Source organism: Enterobacter sp. PTB, from assembly GCF_051130085.1.
Classification (GTDB): domain Bacteria; phylum Pseudomonadota; class Gammaproteobacteria; order Enterobacterales; family Enterobacteriaceae; genus Enterobacter; species Enterobacter ludwigii.
On record NZ_JBDKEE010000008.1, the window covers coordinates 101,868 to 122,194 of the forward strand.

Below are 20,327 nucleotides of genomic sequence, written 5' to 3' on the forward strand. Positions count from 1 at the left end.
ATAAACAAGCAGGTGAACTGTGGAAGCAACCTGTAAACTATTCAGACAATTGTTGTCTTGACGCGGTGCAGGGCGCTAAGCAGAATCCCTGATTCGTTTTCTGACCGGAATAGTTATGCAGGCATTGCTGGAACATTTTATCACCCAGTCCGTTATGTATTCGCTTATCGCCGTTGCGCTGGTGGCGTTTCTGGAATCGCTTGCACTTGTTGGGTTGATCCTCCCCGGCACGGTGATGATGGCGGGGCTGGGCGCGTTGATTGGCAGCGGTGAAGTGAATTTCTGGCAGGCGTGGATGGCGGGGATTATCGGCTGTTTACTGGGGGACTGGATCTCCTTCTGGCTGGGCTGGCGCTTTAAGAAACCGCTGCACCGCTGGTCGTTCATGAAAAAGAACAAAGCCTTGCTGGATAAAACCGAACACGCGCTGCATCAACACAGCATGTTCACGATCCTCGTCGGTCGCTTTGTTGGACCAACGCGTCCGCTGGTGCCGATGGTCGCGGGGATGCTGGATCTGCCTGTTGCGAAATTCGTGGTGCCGAACATCATCGGCTGTGTTTTCTGGCCGCCGTTCTACTTTCTGCCGGGGATCCTGGCTGGGGCCACCGTTGATATTCCTGACGGAATGCAAAGCGGTGAGTTTAAGTGGTTGTTGCTGGCTACGGCCCTGCTGTTGTGGATCGCTGCCTGGTTGTGCTGGCGACTGTGGCGCAGCGCGAAAGCAAATGTTGATCGCCTGACGCGTTATCTGCCACGCTCGCGCCTGTTGTGGCTCGCGCCGTTAATGCTGGGGGTTGCCGTGGTGGCGCTGGTCGCCCTGATTCGCCACCCGCTGATGCCGGTGTACGGTGAAATCCTCTTGAAGGTGGTGAGCCGTTAATCTGTTTCCCTCTCCCGTGGGAGAGGGTCAGCCCGCACTAATGCCCAACAATGAAGACGCCCCTGCGTGACCGCTGAGCAGTTCCTCAGTGCCGCCATCCCAGGCAATTCGCCCTTCTGCAATGACCACCGATCGTGGCGCAATCCGCGCGGCATCCTCAATGCTGTGCGAAACCATCAGCATTGTCAGTTGCTGACGCTGGCACACGTCCTGCACCAGGGTAAGCATCTCCTGGCGCAAGGCAGGATCGAGTGCAGAGAAGGGCTCATCCAGAAGCAGTATGGGCTGCTCGCGCACCAGGCAGCGCGCCAGCGCCACCCGCTGACGCTGCCCGCCGGAGAGCGCTTCAGGGAGGCGGTCAATAAACGCGGTAATGCCCATCTGAGCGGCAATCAGCTCCAGCTTCTGGCGCTGACCGTCGTTGAGTTTCAGGCCAGGATCCATACCCAGGGCGATGTTTTGCCGCACCGTCAGATGCATGAACAGATTGTTTTCCTGGAACAGCATCGACACCGGACGTCGGGCGGGTGGCGTGCGCGTATGGTCGCGGTTTTCAATCACTATCGACCCGCTCGTCGGTTGCAGAAAACCGGCAATCAGATTGAGCAAAGTACTCTTTCCGGCCCCGCTCGGACCCAGAACCGCAATCATCTCTCCCTGACGAACCGAAAGGGAGAAGCGCATTGGCAGATGCTGGTAGAGCCAGGTTACATCAGTCAGTTTTAACATTACGCCCCGGAAGTTTTTCGATAACGGTAAATAAGGCAAAGCAGAGCATCAGTAACAGCAGCGCCGTGACGGCTCCCTCCTGGCTACGATAGGAGCCAATTTGCTGGTACAGCCAGTACGGGAGGGTGCGGAAATCTTCATTACCGAAGAGCGCCACGACACCAAAATCACCAATTGAGAGCACACAGGCGAAGGCCAGGGCCTGGGCCAGCGGGCGTTTCAGCGCACGCAGTTCGATAATCTTTAGCCGCTGCCAGCCCTGCAGACCGAGCGACTGGCACAGCAGCGCGTAGCGGCTGTTGATGTCTCGCATCGGATTTTCCAGCACCTTCAGCGCGTAGGGGATCGCCATCAGGGCATTGGTGAAAATCACGATGCCGTCAGCGTTTTCCGGCAGGCCAATAGTGCTGTTGAACAGTAAAAAGAACCCCGTCGCCAGTACAATGCCGGGCATCGCCAGGATCAGCATGCCTGTCAGCTCCAGGGCATGCCCGGCTTTACGGGCCTGACGCGCGTAAAGCTCGCGGCTGCTCCATAAAAGCATCATGGTCAGCATGACACACAGCAGCCCGGCGGCCAGCGCGATCCGTAACGAGGTCCACGTTGCCTGCCAGAGAACGGGCTGCTGCAACACGGTAACGAGATTCAGGTTCAGGCCATCGACGATGACGGCCATCAGCGGCGGAAGCAGCAGCAGCAGCGCCAGCGTGATAAGCAGCAGGTCAGCGATCCGGCTATGCATGCTGTCCTGCGGGTCGCGCCAGCCGGTTATCTGATTACTGCCCGGCGGGATGGCTTTGCTCAGACGCTGGCTCAGCAGCACAAGGCACAGGCAGCAAACCATCTGCACCATCGCCAGCAGCGCGGCGCGGCCGGGGTCATAGTCGTAACTGAGCGCCTGGTAAATTGCCAGTTCGATGGTGGTGGCCTGCGGGCCGCCGCCGAGTGAAAGCACGGTGGCAAAACTGGCGAAACAGAGCATAAAGATCAGAGCCGCAACCGGCGGGATCTGACGACGCAGCCACGGCCATTCGACCAGGCGGAAGAAGGATACGCCGCGCATGCCCAACTGGGCGGCAAGCTGGCGCTGTTCACCGGGGATGTTTTCCAGTGCCTGTAAAAAGAGTCTGGTCGCCATCGGCATATTGAAAAAGATGTGCGCCAGCAGAATGCCCTTCAGTCCGTAGGGCGAGATGCGCCACTCCAGACCCAGCAGGCTGAAAAGTGAAGCCAGCCACCCCTGACGGCCATAGACGCTCAGGATGCCAAACACGGCCACCAGGACCGGCAGGATCAGCGTCATGGCGCACAGGCGCAGCAGGGCCTGCCTGCCGGGGAAACGGCGGCGATAAAGCGCGCGTGCCAGGAAAATGGCGGGGATAACCGACAGCAGCGCAGAGAGAAAGGCCTGCCAGAAAGAGAAACGGATAACGTGCCAGAGATAACTGTCGTGCCAGAGCGCGAACAGGTCGCTCTCTGGCGCGTTAAACCACAAGGCAAGGAATGCGCCCAGACTGACCGCCACCATCAATACGGCGGCGAGCAGCCCAGGAATTAACCAGCCGGGAATTAACGGCTGACGGCGCGTTGCCATTCACTTACCCATGCTGCTCGCTGCGCGGCAACCTGCTGAGGCGTAAACTCCAGCGAGGTTTGCGGTTTGGTCAGTTTCTCAAAGCCCGCTGGCAACGTCACGCTGGTCACGGGGTACATCCAGTTACCCGCTGGAATGGCGTTCTGGAATGCCGGGGAGACCATAAATTTCAGGAACTTCTCGGCCAGTTCGGGCTGTTTGCTGGATGCCGTGCGGGCTGCCACTTCGACCTGCAGATAGTGCCCTTCAGCAAAACTGGCGGCGGCGTAATTGTCTTTCTTCTCGGCGATGATGTGGTAAGCCGGGGAGGTGGTGTAGCTCAGAACCAGATCACTTTCCCCTTTCAGGAACAGACCGTAGGCTTCGCTCCAGCCTTTTGTCACGGTGACGGTTTTGGCGGCCAGCTTCTGCCACGCTTGCGGAGCGTCATCGCCGTAGACTTTCTGCATCCACAGCAGCAGACCCAGGCCTGGCGTACTGGTGCGAGGATCTTCATAAATAACGCGCCATTTCTGCTCGCTTTCGACCAGTTCCTTCAGGCTTTTCGGCGGGTTTTTAAGCTTGTTTTTGTCGTAAACAAACGCGAAGTAACCGTAATCGAACGGCACAAAGGTGTCGTTCTGCCAGCCGCCCGGGACGCTGACGGCATCGGTGGCGACGCCGCTTTTGGCAAACAGTCTGGTTTTCGAGGCGGCCTCCAGCAGGTTGTTATCCAGCCCAAGCACCACATCGGCTTTACTGTTTTTGCCTTCCATGCGCAGGCGGTTAAGCAGCGAGACGCCATCTTCCAGCGCCACGAACTTCAGTTCGCACTGACAGTCAGCTTCAAAGGCTTTTTTCACCACCGGACCCGGACCCCAGTCGGCTGAGAAGGAGTCGTAGGTGTAGACCGTCAGGACGGGCTTCGCGACAGCAGGCAGCGCAAACAGCGCCAGAAGGGGGAGAACTTTTTTTAACACTTTGCACCTCAAGGTTGAGTGGCAAAGGATTTTGAGTGACAGCCTCAAATCCCTTCGCCGGCGTTATCCGGATCAGGTTCGACGGGTATTATCTCAGCGCACATCAGTGATGCAGCACCCCGTTGAGAACGGCGCTATTGTAATGATTTGGCAAATATTACGAAAGTGTTATGGCTCCGGCGGCGAAAACCAGGCGGATTTAAAATCAAACCAGCCCAGCGTATTCATTCTGACACCGCGCATACTACGCTGCCCCTGGATCATCAGCCAGTGGTGGATCAACGGCACGATCGCTTGTTCAGCCAGCAACCGCTGGCACCATGAGGCCAGATTCATGTCGCCGGCGCGCCAGCGTGCCGCGTCCTGCTGCCAGTCCCGGTCTATGCAGTGCTGGATAAGCGGGACCTCATACAGATGAGAGAAGAGCGAGAAATCAAGCGGCAGGGTAAAGTTGGCGCTGTTGAGCCAGATGTCGCTGACGATTTCTCCCTGATGCCATTCATCGTAATCCACCTCTTTGACATCCAGCCTCACCCCAACGGCGGCCAGCAGTCGGGTCATGATTCTGGCGATAAAGCGGTGTTCAACGTGCTCGCGATAGTAGGTCAGGGTGATGGACTCCAGCCCGGCAGGCTTGTCGCAGTATGTCGGACGGGCGTGATGCCAGCGAGGAAGCAGACCATACGCCGGGAACCAGTAGGTCTGGTACTGCTCCTCCGCATGATAAATCAGGCTGGAGGGCGACAACACGTGGCTTATCCATTTACGCACTTCATGGTTTGCCCCGCGATGGGTACGGCTGTCGAACAGCAGGTAGTAGCACCCTTCTTCGAGCCGGCTCTCCACGGCCTTTTCGCCCGTGGTAGGCCCTTCCAGCGTCAGCCCGGCGCTCAGCTCTTCGTTGAGATCCGGTAATACCCACACGTTCACTTCGTCGATCAGCGCCCGGTAGCCAAAATAGTCATCAAAAGCGCGGATTTTCAGCTGGTTGTTGTTATTGCGCGATACAGAGTAGGGGCCGGTGCCAATCGGCAGGCTGGCAAAATTATTCATCGACTCCCATTCACCGGGCAAAATCATCGACGGTACATAGCCCAGCAGCCACGGAAGCCATTTGTCCGGCTGAGACAGTTCAACATCCAGTGTCCATGCCGTAGGGGAGTGAACGCGTGAAATATGGGAATAGAGCGGTAGCGTGCAGGCGCGCTCTAAAGAGGCAATCACATCGACCATCTCCAGCTCGCGGCCGTGATGGAAATGAATACCAGGACGTAGAAAGAAGCGCCAGTGAAGAGGAGAAAGTTGCTGCCAGTGGTGCGCAATATCCGCTTCCAGTTCCCCATTTTCCTCATTTATGCGCGTCAGGCCGCTGAATATTTGTCGGGCCATATGGGTTTCAGAGCGGCGTAACGCCGTGCCGGGTAACAGGTTTTTCATCGGTCGATAGTAGAGCACCCGCAGAATGTGGCGACCCTGACGGAAGCTGCGCCCGAGATGCGACACCAGCATCTGGCGTACTGCCGCTTTGTCCCCCACCAGCTGCACCAGCTGGTCGATGCGGTCCTGTTCCAGCAGGTCTTCCGCCCGCTGCTGCTGCAACGCCAGCCCGGTATACAGGAAGGTCAGGCGCGAGCGTTTTCCGCGACCCGCCTCGGCCTCCCAGTTGAGCCAGCCCTGCTGCTGCATGGTATTAAGCAGCGTGCGCATGTGCCGGCGCGAACAGCTGAGCAGGTCCGCCAGCGCGTTCAGCGTGGTCTCCTGCGATCGCCCCTCGCAGCATTGCCAGAGGCGGATAAATTGTTGTTGCAGACGACCAGAGGGCATAAAAGGGGAACTCCTGACAAAAAATCAGCAATTTATTAATCCCTATATTAGGCCAATAATTCTTCCCGATGAAGTGAGGAGGTAAATTATGAAGAGGTCTACCGCACGTCAGTTTTATCAGCGTTATTTTTCAGCGACGCAGGGAGCGTCCTGGCTGGCCCGCCAGTGTGCAGAGCAACGGTTGAAAATCCTGGAAGATCTGATGCAGTGGGACGTTACGAAACCGACCTCTTCTTGCTAACTCGCCTCGATCATGTGTGACTGAGTATTGGTGCTTATCACCCGCCAGCAAAATGTTTTTGCTGGCTTTTTTCGTTTACTATTCACCCACTTTCGATTCGCTTTCACAAGGACTTGCGCATGCTCTGGTTGATGACGATGGGGCGACGCCTGAACGGCGTGTATGCCGCTTTTATGCTGGTGGCCTTTATGATGGGCGTGGCAGGGGCATTGCAGGCTCCGACGCTGAGTCTGTTTCTCAGCCGTGAGGTGGGGGCGCAGCCGTTTTGGGTGGGGTTGTTTTATACCGTGAACGCCATCGCCGGGATCCTGGTCAGTCTGGCACTGGCAAAACGATCGGACAATCGGGGCGATCGTCGCAAACTGATCCTCTTTTGTTGCGCCATGGCCGTGGGTAATGCGCTGCTGTTTGCCTTCAATCGCCATTACCTGACGCTGATTACCTGCGGCGTGCTTCTGGCGTCGCTCGCCAATACCGCCATGCCGCAGCTGTTCGCGCTGGCCCGTGAATACGCGGATAACTCGGCGCGGGAAGTGGTGATGTTCAGCTCGGTCATGCGTGCGCAGCTCTCTCTGGCCTGGGTGATCGGCCCGCCGCTGGCGTTTATGCTGGCGCTGAACTATGGCTTTACCACCATGTTTTCCATCGCTGCCGGCATTTTTGTCATCAGCCTGATATTGATTGCCTTTGCGCTACCCTCGGTGGCGCGAGTGGAGCAGACGACGGATAAACCCATCACCCAGGTGAGTGGCTGGCAGGATAAAAACGTCCGCATGCTGTTTATCGCGTCCATGCTGATGTGGACCTGCAACACCATGTACATCATTGATATGCCGCTGTGGATCAGCAGCGATCTGGGGTTGCCGGACAAGCTTGCGGGGATCCTGATGGGGACGGCTGCCGGCCTGGAAATTCCGGCGATGATCCTGGCGGGTTATTACGTTAAGCGTTTTGGAAAGCGCCGCATGATGATCGTCGCCGTGGCGGCGGGAGTGCTTTTTTATCTGGGGCTGATCGTCTTCCATTCGCGCGAAGCACTGCTTGCGCTGCAGCTGTTTAACGCCGTGTTTATTGGCATCGTGGCCGGGATTGGGATGCTCTGGTTCCAGGACTTAATGCCGGGACGGGCAGGCTCTGCCACTACGCTCTTTACCAACAGCATTTCAACGGGCGTTATTCTGGCAGGGGTGATTCAGGGGGCGTTGTCGCAAACCTACGGCCACGCGTCAGTGTACTGGATGATTGCGGCCATTTCCGTGGTGACGCTGGTGCTAACCTGCCGGGTAAAAGATGTGTGATTCTGAAAGGCGGCTTCACGAAATAAAACGATTTTCTGACAGGGTCTGAGAAGGCGCATAGCGCGCGTGGCGTCAGCCAAGGCTGTTTGCCTCAGGCTGACGCAAGAGGCAAACAGTGGAGAGTCCCACATCAATTAACACTGAGGGTGTACTGCACCCATTATGTTGGGCGATGTTGAGCTTCACCGGGATGGTACGCAGCCTACCCCATAAACGCAGGCTGTTTTTGCTCATAGGCGGAGATGGCATCTTCGTGCTGCAGCGTCAGGCCAATACTGTCCAGGCCATTCAGCATGCAGTGACGACGAAAGGCGTCAATGCTGAAGCTGTAGGATTTATCACCCGCTTTCACCACTTCCGCTTCCAGATCCACTTCAAACGAAATCCCAGGATTTGCCTTCACCAGGGCGAACAATTCGACCACCTGCGCATCGCTCAGCGTCACCGGCAGCAGCTGGTTATTGAAGCTGTTGCCGTAGAAGATATCGGCAAAGCTTGGGGCGATAACCACTTTAAACCCGTAGTCGGTGAGCGCCCAGGGTGCATGTTCACGGGAAGAGCCGCAGCCAAAGTTTTCACGCGCCAGCAGAATCGATGCGCCTTTAAATTCCGGGAAGTTCAGCACGAACTCGGGATTGGGCACTTCGCCTTTGTCGTCCAGGAAGCGCCAGTCGTTAAACAGATGCGCGCCAAACCCGGTACGGGTCACCTTCTGCAAAAACTGCTTTGGAATGATGGCGTCAGTGTCGACGTTAGCCGCGTCCAGTGGGACAACCCGGCCCGTATGTTGGGTAAATTTCTCTGCCATGATTGTCTCCTTATTTCAGGCTGCGAATATCGGCGAAATGACCGGTCACTGCCGCAGCGGCGGCCATTGCCGGGCTGACCAGGTGAGTACGCCCACCGCGGCCCTGACGGCCTTCAAAGTTACGGTTACTGGTGGAGGCACAACGCTCGCCAGGATTCAGGCGGTCATTGTTCATGGCCAGGCACATGGAGCAGCCAGGCAGGCGCCATTCGAAGCCGGCTTCGATAAAGATCTTATCCAGGCCTTCAGCTTCCGCCTGGGCTTTCACCGGGCCAGAGCCCGGCACAACCAGCGCCTGAACGCCAGGTGCCACTTTACGGCCTTTGGCAATCTCGGCCGCCGCGCGTAAATCTTCGATACGGGAGTTGGTGCAGGAGCCGATAAACACTTTATCAATGGTCACGTCAGTCAACGGAATGCCTGGCTTCAGACCCATATAGGCCAGCGCTTTTTCCGCACTGGCGCGCTCGACCGGATCGCTGAAAGAGGCCGGGTCAGGAATGTTATCGTTAACGGAAATCACCTGGCCCGGGTTGGTTCCCCAGGTGACCTGTGGCGCAATGTCTTCCGCCTGCAGCGTAACCACGGTGTCAAACGTCGCACCATCGTCGGTTTTCAGGGTTTTCCAGTACGCAACTGCCTCAATAAAATCCTGGTCTTTCGGCGCGTGCAGACGGCCCTTCACATAGCTGAAGGTTGTTTCGTCTGGCGCAACCAGGCCCGCTTTTGCCCCCATCTCAATGGCCATGTTGCAGAGCGTCATACGGCCCTCCATGCTCAGTGCCTGGATGGCTTCACCGCAGAATTCAACCACGTGACCGGTGCCGCCTGCGCTGCCGGTTTTACCGATGATGGCCAGCACGATGTCTTTGGCGGTAATGCCCGGGGCCGCTTTGCCTTTCACTTCAATCTTCATGGTTTTGGCGCGGCCCTGTTTCAGGGTCTGCGTCGCAAGAACATGTTCAACTTCAGAGGTACCAATACCGAACGCCAGGGCCCCAAACGCGCCGTGGGTGGCCGTGTGGGAGTCACCGCAGACAATAGTCATGCCTGGCAGGGTGATGCCCTGTTCTGGCCCCATTACGTGGACGATACCCTGATACGGGTGGTTCAGATCGTAGAGCTCGACGCCAAATTCATTGCAGTTTTTGATCAGCTCCTGCATCTGGATACGCGCCATTTCACCCGACGCATTGATATCTTTGGTTTGCGTGGAGACGTTGTGATCCATTGTCGCGAAGGTTTTACCAGGCTGGCGCACCGGGCGCTTATGCGCACGCAGTCCGTCGAATGCCTGAGGGGAGGTAACCTCGTGCACCAGATGGCGATCGATATACAACAGTGGGGTTTCGTTCGGTGCCTCGTAAACTACGTGCGCATCAAACAATTTTTCATATAACGTTTTCGCCATGATTACACCCCTTCAGCGACATAGCGGGCAATAATGTCGCCCATTTCATCGGTACTGACTGCCGCCGTGCCGCGTGCTAAATCACCGGTACGGACACCTTCTTCTAACGCACGGTTAATGGCGTTTTCAATTGCGGTTGCTGCATCACCGGCATCAAGGCTGTAGCGCAACAGCAAGGCCAGGGAGAGGATCTGCGCAATCGGGTTGGCAATGTTTTTGCCAGCGATATCGGGCGCGGAGCCGCCAGCAGGTTCGTACAGGCCAAATCCCTCTTCATTGAGGCTGGCTGATGGCAACATCCCCATAGAGCCTGTGATCATTGCGCACTCGTCCGAGAGAATATCGCCGAACAGGTTGGAACACAGCAGAACGTCAAACTGCGACGGATCTTTAATCAGCTGCATGGTCGCGTTGTCGATGTACATATGGGACAGTTCGACATCCGGATACTGTTTCGCGACTTCACTGACGATTTCACGCCACAAAATAGAAGACTGCAGAACGTTCGCTTTATCGATAGACGTCACTTTATGACGACGTTTGCGCGCCGACTCAAAGGCGATATGGGCGATACGTTCAATTTCAAAACGGTGATAGACCTCGGTATCAAAGGCTTTTTCATGCTGACCGCTGCCTTCGCGCCCTTTAGGCTGCCCGAAGTAGATCCCGCCGGTCAGTTCACGCACGCACAGGATGTCAAAGCCGTTAGCCGCGATATCTGCACGCAGAGGACAGAACGTTTCCAGCCCCTGATACAGCTTCGCCGGACGCAGGTTGCTGAACAATTTAAAATGTTTACGCAGTGGCAGCAGCGCGCCGCGCTCAGGCTGCCCGGCGGGCGGCAGGTGTTCCCATTTAGGGCCACCCACGGAGCCAAACAGCACTGCATCCGCATTTTCACACCCTTCAACGGTCGCTTTTGGCAGCGGAGTACCGTGATTATCGATGGCGATACCGCCCACATCATAGTGGCTGGTGGAGATTTTCATCGCAAAACGCGAACGAACGGCTTCCAGTACTTTCAGCGCCTGTGCCATCACTTCCGGGCCAATACCGTCACCCGGTAACACAGCAATATGGTAATTCTTCGACATTACACGGTTTCCTTGTTGTTCTCTTTATTCTGAGCTTTGCGTTGCAACTCTTTTTCAACTTCAGCGGCGCGCCAGATGTTGTTCAGCACGTGGACCATCGCCTTCGCGGAGGATTCAACAATATCCGTCGCCAGGCCCACACCGTGGAAACGACGGCCATTGTGGGTAACCACGATATCAACCTGACCCAGGGCATTCTCCCCATGGCCCTTGGCCGTCAGGTCATATTTCACCAGCTCTACGTCGTACTCGGTGACGCGGTTAATTGCGCGGTAAATGGCATCAACCGGGCCATTGCCGTTTGCCGCTTCGGCCTTAATGTCTTCGCCACAGGCCAGTTTGACCGAGGCAGTCGCAATGTCGCTGGAGCCTGACTGCACGCTGAAGTAATCGAGGCGGAAGTGCTCAGGCTCTTCCTGCTGTTTATTGATGAAGGCCAGCGCTTCCAGGTCATAGTCGAATACCTGACCTTTTTTATCGGCCAGCTTCAGGAAGGCGTCGTACAGCTGATCCATGTTGTAATCGCTGTCCTTATAACCCATCTCTTCCATACGGTGTTTCACCGCCGCACGACCGGAACGGGAGGTCAGGTTCAACTGAACCTGGTTCAGGCCGATGGATTCTGGGGTCATGATTTCGTAGTTTTCACGGTTTTTCAGCACGCCATCCTGATGAATACCGGAGGAGTGCGCAAAGGCGCCGGTACCCACAATCGCCTTGTTAGCCGGGATGGGCATGTTGCAGATCTGGCTGACGGTCTGGCTGGTACGCCAGATTTCGTTGTGATTGATGCGGGTATGCACATTCATGATGTCTTTGCGCACTTTGATCGCCATGATCACTTCTTCCAGTGAACAGTTACCTGCACGTTCACCGATGCCGTTCATCGCGCCTTCTACCTGACGTGCACCGGCGTGCACCGCAGCGATGGCGTTGCCAACGGCCAGCCCCAGGTCATCGTGGGTATGTACGGAGATAATCGCTTGATCAATGTTTGGTACGCGTTCATACAGACCGGTAATGATGTTGGAGAACTCAAACGGCATGGTGTAGCCGACAGTGTCCGGGATGTTGATGGTTTTAGCGCCCGCATTGATGGCAGCTTCCACCACGCGCGCCAAATCTTCAATCGGCGTACGGCCAGCATCTTCACAGGAGAATTCAACGTCATCCGTGTAGTTACGGGCACGTTTGACCATGTAGACCGCGCGCTCAATGACCTCATCCAGCGTGCTGCGCAGCTTGGTGGCAATGTGCATAGGAGAGGTAGCAATAAAGGTATGAATACGGAATGCTTCGGCAACCTTCAACGACTCGGCTGCAACATCGATATCTTTTTCCACACAGCGTGCCAGGCCACAGACGCGGCTGTTCTTAATGGTACGCGCAATGGTCTGCACGGATTCGAAGTCACCCGGAGAAGAGACAGGGAAACCGACCTCCATCACGTCGACACCCATACGTTCGAGAGCCAGCGCGATCTGCAGTTTCTCTTTCACACTCAGGCTTGCCTGTAATGCCTGTTCACCGTCACGTAAAGTTGTATCGAAAATAATGACTTGCTGGCTCATGGGTTAGGTCCTTGTCAGTCTTAGGGCGCCTTGCTACGAGCATAAAAAAACCCGCGCAGTGGCGCGGGTTTTTAGTCTTACTGGTGACGATTCAACGCTGAATTTCGCCCGCCAGTCTACCGCGCACAGTGGATGCGTTTAGTAGTAGTAGACCGGTGAAACGAATGGTGCGAATCATGAATCGTGCTCCGTTAAATTCAATATGCTTTTAGTGGTACTGGATACGACTGTGCATGTCAACCCCTGCAGGCAAAAACGCACCCGGCTGGCCAGGTTGACAGGATATGTGCTTTAGCTAATTGTGCTGGGTTTTGCTTTTCCGACCCTACAAATTGTCTAATTTTGGACTGAGAAAAAGGTTGCAGAAATAATTGAATATAATTGTGATGAATAAATTAAAAGTTCGCTACCCAATTGTGTGGGACGCAAATGGGTTTGATATCATTAAGTTATAAATGCGGTGAATGTTTTTTCTCACTTCGGAGTTCTTATGGTTATTACAGATTGTTAACTTATTTAATCGGGGTTGCAATAACAGTTTAATAATACTTAAGACATCATTAACCCGCTGGCGATTGTATATTGGTCTAGTTTATGGTTTCATTCAAATCCTAAAGTGAAGTATATCATTTGCAGTGGTGTTTATTTTATCGTTTGTCAGCGGCGAAAAGTCATTTTCGCTAAACTGTTCTTTATATTTTCCGAATTTAAAATAATTCTCTTTCGCTGATCGTATATGCATGGTAAATCATATTCTTCGGAATTATTACAGTACGTTGGCAAAGGGAGTGTAGCGTGACAGTGGAGTCAGAAGTGCCAGAAATTAATATTAAACAACCTCAAACTACTGATGGGATTAAACCGCAGTTACGTACGGTGGACCTTAATCTGCTCACGGTATTTGATGCTGTCATGCAGGAGCAGAATATCACCCGGGCGGCACATACGTTGGGGATGTCTCAGCCCGCGGTCAGTAATGCTGTTGCCAGACTTAAGGTTATGTTTAACGACGAGTTATTCGTTCGTTACGGGAGAGGAATACAGCCTACCGCACGGGCATTCCAGTTATTCGGCTCTATCCGTCAGGCGTTGCAGCTGGTTCAGAACGAGCTGCCAGGGTCAGGCTTTGAACCTTTAAGCAGTGAGCGTGTATTCAATCTTTGTGTTTGCAGTCCGTTAGATAATTATTTGACGTCGATTATTTATAATAAAGTTGAAGAGATCGCTCCCAATATCCATCTGGTTTTTAAATCATCCTTAAATCAAAACACCGAGCATCAGTTACGCTACCAGGAGACTGAGTTCGTTCTGGGATATGAAGAATTTCGACGTCCTGAATTTTCTTGCGTTCCGCTGTTTAAAGATGAAATGGTGTTGGTCGCCAGTAAAAAACACCCCCGACTCAATTCTCCGCTTCGGGAAAGTGACGTTTATAGCGAGCAGCATGCTGTTGTTGCGCTCGACAGATATGCTTCCTTTAGCCTGCCGTGGTATGACACGGCGGATAAACAGGCAAGCGTTGCTTATCAGGGAATGGCAATGGTCAGCGTATTGAACGTGGTCTCGCAGACACATCTGGTGGCTATTGCACCACGCTGGCTGGCTGAAGAGTTTTCCGGTCAACTACAACTGCAAATGTTGCCGTTGCCGCTCAAGCTGAATAGTCGTACCTGCTATCTCTCCTGGCATGAAGCCGCCGGTCGGGATAAAGGGCATCAGTGGATGGAAGAGTTGCTGATCAGTATTTGCCGTCGATAAGCGCATCAGGATAAATTGCATCTTCGCGTGTGATTTATCCTGCTTTTTTCTCTGTTATTGTTATTTTATTCTGTTGTGAATTTTTTCTTACTGCTCTCTGGCTCGCAAAAATAGATGATTTCCTGAATCGATGCGCTTTTCAGCGATGATTAATCATCTCATCCTCTAATACCAGATGAATTGACCATATCCTTCGTTAATACCTGTTTTTTCTGCTTTGCGAACCGTTTAGCTCACCCGGTCTGCTAATTGCCTGCCTCATAACGAGCGGTTAAGGTAACGATCACTCTGCAAAATATAAGATTGGTTTAACCCAGTCGTAAGACGGTGCGGAAATGAATTCTGCAGCTCGTCTATAACAAAATGCCTGGAGGCAAAGCATGGAGATGTTGTCTGGCGCGGAAATGGTCGTCCGATCGTTAATCGATCAGGGCGTGAAGCAAGTGTTCGGTTATCCCGGAGGCGCAGTCCTGGATATTTATGATGCGCTTCATACGGTAGGCGGCATTGACCATGTTTTAGTACGCCACGAGCAGGCGGCGGTGCATATGGCTGACGGGCTGGCCCGCGCGACAGGTGAAGTAGGCGTGGTATTAGTGACGTCCGGTCCCGGCGCGACAAACGCCATCACCGGCATTGCCACGGCGTATATGGACTCTATCCCGCTGGTTATTCTTTCCGGCCAGGTGGCGACGTCACTGATCGGCTACGACGCGTTTCAGGAGTGCGACATGGTGGGGATTTCGCGTCCCGTTGTGAAGCACAGCTTCCTGGTTAAGCAAACTGAAGACATCCCCGGGATATTGAAAAAAGCCTTCTGGCTGGCAGCAAGCGGGCGTCCCGGCCCGGTGGTGGTCGATCTGCCGAAAGATATCTTGAACCCGGCGAACAAGCTTCCTTATGTCTGGCCGGAGTCGGTGAGCATGCGCTCATATAACCCAACGACGCAGGGCCACAAGGGGCAGATCAAACGTGCCTTGCAAACGCTGCTGGCCGCCAAAAAACCGGTAGTCTATGTCGGTGGCGGGGCAATCAATTCTGCCTGTGAAGGGCAGCTTCGGGAGCTTATCGAGAAACTCAATCTTCCCGTTGCGTCGTCGCTGATGGGGCTGGGCGCTTTCCCGGCAACTCACCGTCAGGCTCTGGGGATGCTGGGTATGCATGGTACCTATGAAGCCAACATGACGATGCACCATTCCGATGTGATCTTTGCCGTCGGCGTGCGCTTTGACGATCGCACCACCAACAATCTGGCGAAATACTGCCCGAACGCCACCGTGCTTCATATTGATATCGATCCCACCTCTATTTCGAAAACGGTGTCTGCGGATGTGCCGATCGTCGGTGATGCCCGCCAGGTGCTGGAGCAAATGCTGGATCTGCTGGCACAGGAGCCGCCTTCCCAGCCGCTGGATGAGATCCGTGACTGGTGGCAGCAGATCGAACAATGGCGCGCGCGTCAGTGCCTGAAGTATGACACGCAAAGCGACAGCATTAAGCCGCAGGCGGTGATCGAAACTATCTGGCGGCTGACGAAAGGCGAGGCATACGTGACGTCTGACGTGGGTCAGCATCAGATGTTTGCCGCCCTTTATTATCCGTTTGATAAACCGCGCCACTGGATTAACTCCGGAGGGTTAGGAACGATGGGCTTTGGCTTGCCTGCCGCACTGGGCGTCAAGCTGGCTCTGCCTGACGAAACCGTCGTCTGCGTGACGGGAGACGGCAGTATTCAGATGAACATCCAGGAGCTGTCGACGGCCCTTCAGTATGAGCTGCCAGTACTGGTGCTGAACCTGAATAACGGTTATCTCGGGATGGTGAAGCAGTGGCAGGACATGATCTACTCTGGTCGTCACTCTCAGTCCTACATGACGTCACTGCCTGACTTTGTTCGTCTGGCTGAAGCCTACGGCCATATTGGGATGCGAGTGACCGATCCGGCAGAGCTGGAAACGAAGCTCGGTGAAGCGCTTGAGCACGTTAAAAATAACCGCCTCGTTTTTATGGATGTCATTGTTGATGGCACCGAGCACGTATACCCGATGCATATTCGCGGTGGTGGTATGGATGAAATGTGGTTAAGCAAAACGGAGAGAACCTGATATGCGCCGGATATTATCTGTTTTACTGGAAAACGAGTCTGGCGCACTGTCGCGCGTCATTGGCCTTTTTGCACAGCGCGGCTATAACATTGAAAGCCTGACCGTTGCGCCGACTGACGATCCGACGCTGTCGCGCATGACCATCCAGACCGTCGGCGATGCCAAAGTGCTTGAGCAGATCGAGAAACAGCTGCATAAGCTGGTCGATGTTCTGCGCGTCAGCGAGCTGGGGCAGGGTGCCTACGTTGAGCGAGAGGTCATGCTGGTGAAAATCCAGGCCAGCGGTTACGGGCGCGAGGAAGTGAAACGTAACACGGATATCTTCCGTGGGCAGATTATAGACGTCACGCCTTCTATATATACGGTTCAGCTGGCCGGAACGAGTGACAAGCTGGATGCTTTCCTGGCATCTGTGCGGGATGTGGCAAAAATTGTTGAGGTTGCGAGATCGGGGGTTGTTGGCCTGTCACGCGGCGATAAGATCATGCGTTAGTTGTCTAAAAGGTTCGCCTCTTTCTGCCCGGTCACCAAAGCCGGGCTTTTTTTTGTGTAATCAGCCGACAACAGAGATAAAAGCGGTTGCCGCGAAGGCTATTCTGCGTTTAGATGTTAAAAGATTTAACCATAACCTTGCCAAGGCCATGGACTCTTTTCATTTTTTAAGGGGCAATTGTGAAACTGGATGAAATCGCCCGGCTAGCCGGCGTGTCACGAACAACGGCCAGCTATGTGATTAACGGTAAAGCAAAGCAGTACCGTGTCAGCGATAAGACCGTTGAAAAAGTTATGGCGGTGGTTCGTGAACATAACTACCATCCGAATGCTGTCGCAGCTGGCCTGCGTGCCGGACGCACCCGCTCTATTGGCCTGGTGATCCCGGATCTGGAAAACACCAGCTATACCCGTATCGCCAACTATCTTGAACGTCAGGCGCGCCAGCGTGGCTATCAGTTGCTGATTGCCTGCTCGGAAGACCAGCCCGACAACGAGATGCGCTGTATTGAGCATCTGCTCCAGCGTCAGGTCGATGCCATCATCGTCTCCACCTCTTTACCGCCTGAACACCCATTCTATCAACGCTGGGCGAACGACCCATTCCCGATTGTGGCGCTGGATCGTGCGCTCGACAGGGAGCATTTCACGAGCGTCGTCGGTGCCGATCAGGATGATGCCGAGATGCTGGCGGCAGAGCTGAGAACCTTCCCGGCTGAAACGGTGCTGTATCTGGGGGCGCTGCCTGAACTGTCAGTCAGCTTCCTGCGTGAACAGGGGTTCAGAACCGCCTGGAAAGACGATCCCCGTGAGGTGCACTACCTCTATGCCAACAGCTATGAACGTGAAGCGGCCGCACAGCTTTTCGAGAAATGGCTGGAAACGCACCCGATGCCGCAGGCGCTATTCACCACCTCATTTGCTCTGCTGCAGGGGGTGATGGATGTGACCTTACGCCGTGAGGGTAAACTGCCTTCCGACCTGGCCATCGCGACCTTCGGTGATAACGAGCTGCTCGACTTCCTCCAGTGCCCGGTTCTGGCGGTGGCTCAACGCCATCGTGATGTGGCTGAACGCGTGCTGGAAATTGTGCTGGCAAGTCTGGACGAGCCGCGTAAACCGAAGCCGGGTCTGACGCGAATTAAACGTAATCTTTACCATCGCGGAATTCTGAGCCGCCATAAATGAAATGACGGGGCGGAGAAATCTGCCCCCTTTTGACGAAATAATTCGCCGGGATAATTCCCGTAGAGAAATTAGGATAATTCTTGCGAATTTACCTTCTGCTATTTTTCTTAATTCATTTTGGCGTTTAAGGGTTCCTTTAAAGGACGTTTAAACGATTTTAAATGCTCGTCTTTGTATTATTTTGTTACAAACCCTCTTCCGGCGATGAATATTCAGACGTTTTTCCTTCTCCTGTGCCAGCTTGCACGGCAACCGCCGCGTTTCGCGAGCCCTGGGGTGAATCTGGCGCTGTTATCCCCTGAGAATCTGTCATAAAATGCTGCCCGCGTCGCAAACTGACACTTTATATTTATCTGCGATGATATTGAGTGAGCCTTAACGCTAGTGTGCATATTCGGTTTTTTTCTTACAAATATTCATAACGTTAATTTTGCCTCGCCAGTTGTGCAGTTATTAACCAGGGCTGTTTATCTCTGTAAATAGAGGCCTTTCGGGCCTGTATAGGGAGAGTCCTGGCTTGACAAGCTTTTCCCTCGCTCCGTAAACTCCTTTAGGTGGGAATTTGTGGGTTAAAGTGGTGAGGAGGGGTGAGACTGGCATGTTCCGTGGAGCTACGTTAGTCAATCTCGACAGCAAAGGGCGTTTATCGGTACCAACCCGATACCGCGACCAGCTGATTGAGAACGCTACGGGTCAAATGGTTTGCACCATTGACATCAACTCCCCCTGCCTGCTGCTTTACCCCTTACCTGAATGGGAAATTATTGAGCAAAAGCTGTCGCGACTGTCGAGCATGAACCCGCAGGAACGCCGCGTGCAGCGGTTGTTATTGGGACATGCCAGTGAATGTCAGATGGATAGCGCAGGCCGGTTACTGATTGCCCCTGTGTTACGGCAACATGCCGGTCTGACCAAAGAAGTGATGCTGGTCGGGCAGTTCAACAAGTTTGAACTGTGGGATGAAACGACCTGGTATCAACAGGTCAAGGAAGATATCGACGCTGAGCAGTCTGATTCCGCGACATTATCGGAACGGCTGCAGGACTTGTCTCTATAAATATGATGGAAAATTACAAACATAAAACGGTGCTGCTGGATGAGGCCGTTAACGGCCTGAATATTCGTCCGGACGGCATCTACATTGATGGCACTTTTGGTCGCGGTGGCCACTCGCGCTTAATCCTCTCCCAGCTTGGAGCGGAAGGGCGTCTGCTGGCAATCGATCGCGATCCGCAGGCGATTGCCGTTGCGCAAACCATCGATGACCCACGCTTTTCCATCGTGCATGGACCTTTCTCTGCGCTTGCTGATTATGTTGCCGAGCGCGGCCTGACGGGCAAGATCGACGGAATCCTTCTCGATCTTGGCGTCTCTTCACCCCAGCTTGATGATGCTGAACGCGGCTTCTCCTTTATGCGCGATGGTCCACTGGACATGCGCATGGATCCTACTCGCGGTCAGTCTGCCGCCGAGTGGTTACAGACCGCGGACGAAGCGGATATTGCCTGGGTGATCAAAACCTTCGGCGAGGAGCGTTTTGGCAAGCGTATCGCGCGCGCCATCGTTGAGCGTAACCGCATCGAGCCGATGACCCGCACGAAAGAGCTGGCCGAGGTGATCGCGGCGGCGACGCCGGTGAAAGATAAGCACAAACATCCCGCGACCCGTACCTTCCAGGCGGTTCGCATCTGGGTAAACAGTGAACTGGAGGAAATAGAGCTGGCGCTAAAAAGCTCGCTCGACGTGCTGGCCCCGGGTGGGCGGTTATCCATCATCAGCTTCCATTCGCTGGAAGACCGCATTGTGAAGCGCTTTATGCGTGAACAAAGCCGCGGTCCACAGGTTCCAGCGGGGCTGCCGATGACGGAAGAACAACTCAGGAAGCTGGGTGGCCGTCAGTTGCGAGCATTAGGCAAGTTGATGCCGGGTGAAGAAGAAGTGGCACAGAATCCACGCGCCCGTAGTTCAGTGCTGCGTGTTGCAGAGAGGACGAACGCATGATCGGCAGAGTGACAGAGACCCTAAGCAAAGTTAAGGATTCGTTAGGAAGCAACGAGCGCCATGCCTTGCCTGGCGTGATCGGCGACGATCTTTTGCGGTTTGGGAAACTGCCACTCTGTCTGTTCATTTGCATCATTGTCACGGCCGTCACGGTGGTCACGACTGCCCACCACACACGCTTGTTAACTGCGCAACGCGAGCAGATGGTACTGGAACGCGATGCGCTGGATATTGAATGGCGAAACCTGATCCTTGAAGAAAATGCGCTCGGCGATCACAGCCGGGTTGAACGGATCGCAACGGAAAAGCTGCAATTGCAGCATGTTGATCCTTCTCAGGAAAATATTGTAGTACAAAAATAAGGGAAAACG

General features: G+C 54.4%; 19 protein-coding genes and 1 riboswitch. Of the genes, 10 read left to right on the forward strand and 9 right to left on the reverse strand.

The features are described from left to right. The first annotated feature begins 115 nt into the window (after positions 1-115). Positions 116-883, forward strand: a complete 768-nt coding sequence (locus AAIR21_RS12245) for a DedA family protein (RefSeq protein ID WP_014168607.1) — start codon at positions 116-118, stop codon at positions 881-883. A 27-nt stretch (positions 884-910) separates the two neighbouring features. On the opposite strand, the gene thiQ is transcribed toward AAIR21_RS12245, so the two are convergent. From thiQ to sgrR, 4 genes are all read right to left on the reverse strand, one after another. Beyond that, complete coding sequence (gene thiQ, locus AAIR21_RS12250; protein ID WP_183516767.1) at positions 911-1,612, reverse strand: thiamine ABC transporter ATP-binding protein ThiQ; 702 nt, start codon at positions 1,610-1,612, stop codon at positions 911-913. Then, positions 1,596-3,206, reverse strand: coding sequence for a thiamine/thiamine pyrophosphate ABC transporter permease ThiP (gene thiP / locus AAIR21_RS12255; protein ID WP_183516766.1), 1,611 nt, complete (start codon positions 3,204-3,206; stop codon positions 1,596-1,598). Before thiP ends, thiQ begins: the two co-directional genes overlap by 17 nt. Beyond that, positions 3,182-4,165 carry a thiamine ABC transporter substrate binding subunit gene (gene thiB, locus AAIR21_RS12260; RefSeq protein ID WP_020882569.1) on the reverse strand — a complete coding sequence of 328 codons (984 nt, stop codon included), beginning with the start codon at positions 4,163-4,165 and terminating at the stop codon, positions 3,182-3,184. Before thiB ends, thiP begins: the two co-directional genes overlap by 25 nt. Positions 4,166-4,196: 31 nt before the next feature. After that, positions 4,197-4,297, reverse strand: a riboswitch (TPP riboswitch). A gap of 36 nt (positions 4,298-4,333) precedes the next feature. Beyond that, complete coding sequence (gene sgrR / locus AAIR21_RS12265; protein ID WP_079231409.1) at positions 4,334-5,989, reverse strand: HTH-type transcriptional regulator SgrR; 1,656 nt, start codon at positions 5,987-5,989, stop codon at positions 4,334-4,336. An 88-nt stretch (positions 5,990-6,077) separates the two neighbouring features. Here sgrR and sgrT point away from each other — a divergent pair, with 88 nt between their 5' ends. Further along, on the forward strand, positions 6,078-6,230 hold the full coding sequence (gene sgrT / locus AAIR21_RS12270; RefSeq protein WP_014168612.1) for a glucose uptake inhibitor SgrT: 153 nt from the start codon (positions 6,078-6,080) through the stop codon (positions 6,228-6,230). 119 nt (positions 6,231-6,349) lie between these two features. Continuing rightward, on the forward strand, positions 6,350-7,528 hold the full coding sequence (locus tag AAIR21_RS12275; RefSeq protein WP_020882570.1) for a sugar efflux transporter: 1,179 nt from the start codon (positions 6,350-6,352) through the stop codon (positions 7,526-7,528). Between the two features lie 202 nt (positions 7,529-7,730). Here AAIR21_RS12275 and leuD read toward each other — a convergent pair whose 3' ends face one another. The 5 genes from leuD to leuL all read right to left on the reverse strand — a co-directional run bounded on the left by leuD (position 7,731) and on the right by leuL (position 12,590). After that, the gene (gene leuD / locus AAIR21_RS12280) at positions 7,731-8,336 is read right to left on the reverse strand and encodes a 3-isopropylmalate dehydratase small subunit (RefSeq protein WP_183516765.1); all 606 of its coding nucleotides are present in this window, start codon (positions 8,334-8,336) and stop codon (positions 7,731-7,733) included. A 10-nt stretch (positions 8,337-8,346) separates the two neighbouring features. Further along, the gene (leuC, locus tag AAIR21_RS12285) at positions 8,347-9,747 is read right to left on the reverse strand and encodes a 3-isopropylmalate dehydratase large subunit (protein WP_020882571.1); all 1,401 of its coding nucleotides are present in this window, start codon (positions 9,745-9,747) and stop codon (positions 8,347-8,349) included. A gap of 2 nt (positions 9,748-9,749) precedes the next feature. Next, positions 9,750-10,841, reverse strand: coding sequence for a 3-isopropylmalate dehydrogenase (leuB, locus tag AAIR21_RS12290; protein WP_020882572.1), 1,092 nt, complete (start codon positions 10,839-10,841; stop codon positions 9,750-9,752). After that, positions 10,841-12,412 (reverse strand): 2-isopropylmalate synthase, encoded by a 1,572-nt coding sequence (gene leuA, locus AAIR21_RS12295; RefSeq protein WP_014168617.1) that lies wholly within the window; start codon positions 12,410-12,412, stop codon positions 10,841-10,843. Before leuA ends, leuB begins: the two co-directional genes overlap by 1 nt. 91 nt (positions 12,413-12,503) lie before the next feature. Next, positions 12,504-12,590 (reverse strand): leu operon leader peptide, encoded by an 87-nt coding sequence (leuL, locus tag AAIR21_RS12300; RefSeq protein ID WP_071530973.1) that lies wholly within the window; start codon positions 12,588-12,590, stop codon positions 12,504-12,506. A 635-nt stretch (positions 12,591-13,225) separates the two neighbouring features. Between leuL and leuO the strand changes: the two genes are divergently transcribed. From leuO to ftsL, 7 genes are all read left to right on the forward strand, one after another. Next, positions 13,226-14,170, forward strand: a complete 945-nt coding sequence (gene leuO / locus AAIR21_RS12305) for a transcriptional regulator LeuO (RefSeq protein WP_032669418.1) — start codon at positions 13,226-13,228, stop codon at positions 14,168-14,170. Positions 14,171-14,550: 380 nt separating this feature from the next. Continuing rightward, complete coding sequence (gene ilvI / locus AAIR21_RS12310) at positions 14,551-16,275, forward strand: acetolactate synthase 3 large subunit (RefSeq protein ID WP_014168620.1); 1,725 nt, start codon at positions 14,551-14,553, stop codon at positions 16,273-16,275. Position 16,276: 1 nt separating this feature from the next. Further along, positions 16,277-16,768, forward strand: a complete 492-nt coding sequence (gene ilvN, locus AAIR21_RS12315) for an acetolactate synthase small subunit (protein ID WP_003856371.1) — start codon at positions 16,277-16,279, stop codon at positions 16,766-16,768. Between the two features lie 179 nt (positions 16,769-16,947). Continuing rightward, positions 16,948-17,955, forward strand: coding sequence for a catabolite repressor/activator (gene cra / locus AAIR21_RS12320; protein WP_014168621.1), 1,008 nt, complete (start codon positions 16,948-16,950; stop codon positions 17,953-17,955). A gap of 598 nt (positions 17,956-18,553) precedes the next feature. After that, on the forward strand, positions 18,554-19,012 hold the full coding sequence (gene mraZ / locus AAIR21_RS12325; RefSeq protein ID WP_025205427.1) for a division/cell wall cluster transcriptional repressor MraZ: 459 nt from the start codon (positions 18,554-18,556) through the stop codon (positions 19,010-19,012). 2 nt (positions 19,013-19,014) lie between these two features. After that, entirely contained in the window at positions 19,015-19,956 is a 942-nt protein-coding gene (rsmH, locus tag AAIR21_RS12330) for a 16S rRNA (cytosine(1402)-N(4))-methyltransferase RsmH (RefSeq protein ID WP_014168623.1), read from the forward strand. Further along, positions 19,953-20,318 carry a cell division protein FtsL gene (ftsL, locus tag AAIR21_RS12335; protein WP_008501989.1) on the forward strand — a complete coding sequence of 122 codons (366 nt, stop codon included), beginning with the start codon at positions 19,953-19,955 and terminating at the stop codon, positions 20,316-20,318. The genes rsmH and ftsL overlap by 4 nt, the downstream gene beginning before the upstream one ends. Positions 20,319-20,327 lie beyond the last annotated feature (9 nt).